Origin of the sequence: Gilliamella sp. wkB108, from assembly GCF_001690195.1 — a bacterium.
Classification (GTDB): Bacteria; Pseudomonadota; Gammaproteobacteria; order Enterobacterales; family Orbaceae; genus Gilliamella; species Gilliamella apicola_L.
In genome coordinates, this window is sequence record NZ_LZGM01000077.1 from 1 (window position 1) to 2,282 (window position 2,282).

Below are 2,282 nucleotides of genomic sequence, written 5' to 3' on the forward strand. Positions count from 1 at the left end.
ACCAAATGATTAATTATCATAAATGTTGCAAATTAGCATTGATAGAGAGTTAATTAACGCTAAAAGATACCCTTAAGTTTATATATAAATTACTCATTTCTAAATAATTTGCAACCATTTTTGTTTTTTAGTTTTTTGAAATCGAATTTATCGTCTCATCACTAATAATTGTAACTAAATGATATTTAATTTTTTCAAGGTATTAGAGATAATTTATTTTCTTTAAACCTATACGCTTTAAGTAAAAAATCTTATATCTTTCTTTACAGGTAAGTTGTTTATATTTCATGATACTATTTCACTTTGGTCGGTGACAGATAAATCATTATAAATAACTTACCTTTTTTATTGTTACTCCCCTATTTTTAGTTAAGATTTGCATTTAGCATTTAGCATTTAGATTCAAACCTGATTTGATCAATTTCAACTTTTTAAGAATTAAGGGTAGACACATACAGCCTTAGTGCTTGATATATCAGCACGTATGGCAAGGTAAACATCAGCATCATCCTCGTCTACAACGAAATAACTTGACTGCGCTGTATCACTTGTCCAATAGTTGCGCCAGAAAAAACCTGAATCGGTATAAGCATCCATCCGCCCCCATTCGGTAAAAAGTCCTGCACCAATATTTCGCTGGTAATGGTTACCATTTGATGACGGCGTTGCGCCAATAGCACCTTGGCAAAACCAGCCTGACCATAAACCTGCACACACTGCATTAGTAAGATCTTTTACCCGAGAAAGACGATAACCTAAACTTGTACACCAAGAATTTTGATTATAGTTGGTATCATCTTTATCTCCACGATTAACAAACCATTGTTTTAACTCAAAACCATATTTTAAGATGTCTTTACCACTACTATTTTTACCCACTAATTCGAATTGTTGTGGCAAATTTGGTTTACTAATCAAACTAGGTGAACTTGAATTGATTTGGGAGATCGTTGCTACAGGGCCTGTAAGAGAAACTCGAACACTCGTTCCTTCTTTTTCACCTGGTGTTGGTGTTACGGTAGCAGTAATACCTCCTTTAGTAACAGCAGACCAAGTTAATGGATCACTCCCTACTATGCCCAAATCAAAATATAGATTATTAGCGCCGGTAGTCGGAAAGTTACGGCCATAGGATACCGGATCGGTTGATTGAGGGAAAAAACCTTCTTTGGGATTCCATATATTTGTAGGTCCAAGGTACATATCTGTGCCTAAGAGTAAACTAGGCTTGGCATGACAGATAACAGGTGAAGATTTGGGTTTAATATAATAAGTAGCAGTATCTGCACTGAAAATACTGCTGATAGGGTCTCCATATTGTGTACTTAACACACCATCAGTACCACTCAACATCAATTTATAAGGAGCATTACACAAATTTAAAACAGTCCCTCGACTAACTACTTGATTATCTTTATCAGTGATACTTACACTTAAACTACCTGTTGCCTTTATTCCATTTACTCCTTTCCCATCACCATCATCATCCCCCCAATAGTTATTGGGTGTACTAATAAGTGTATTTAACGTTATCGAATTAGTCGTTGCTGGAACCAACATCTTAATATCCGTAAAGCTCTCACCTGTATTAGGTAACTCTATCGGATTAGTAGTCGTTGAGAAATTAGTTGCAGGAGTAATAGTGGTACCGTTGGACAAGGTAATCGCTAATAAACCATTAGTGGAAGTAACTTTAGTATTACCGCCATCAAACGTTAAATATGGTGCTGCACCTTGAATCGTTTTTGTGGTATTGGTTGATAAAGACTGTGAATTAAAAGAATATGACAATAATAACAAGGACAGAAATACTAAAAAAGTTCTAATTAACCTTCGTGAGTTTAAGATAAACCAACAAGCTATAGTCAACTGTGAACATTGTTTTAATAATGATGTATGAACATTAGTTCGATATAAATAAAATAAATTTGCGGTAATAATACCTGAGTTGACTTGCTTATTATGGGGGAACTTAAAGTTACTGAAAAAGTGGAACTTCCAGCTTTGATTTATGTAAAAAAGCTGCATAACATGTCACCTGTCAAGTTATTTGTTGTTTTATTTCAGTTTTCTTCTCCATTTATTAATAAATCAAGCTAAATTCATTTTAACTGTTGAAAGTATAATTGTTTATAAGAAATTAACTACTCTTTGAGCAGCAAAGATTTGTAAAGAAAAGTAAGCCATATCAAAAGGATAAGTGGTTTTACCTATCAATAAACTAATCTTAAAATTAAAGTCTATGAATTATTACGTATCGGCACCCTAATAAAGATAAAATA

1 protein-coding gene is annotated in these 2,282 nt (G+C 33.5%); it reads right to left on the reverse strand.

Annotated elements, in window-relative coordinates; all coding sequences use genetic code 11:
* Positions 1-438: 438 nt before the first annotated feature.
* Positions 439-1,791: a hypothetical protein gene (locus A9G11_RS07920; RefSeq protein WP_141674382.1), complete on the reverse strand. Its 1,353-nt coding sequence runs from the start codon at positions 1,789-1,791 to the stop codon at positions 439-441.
* Positions 1,792-2,282 lie beyond the last annotated feature (491 nt).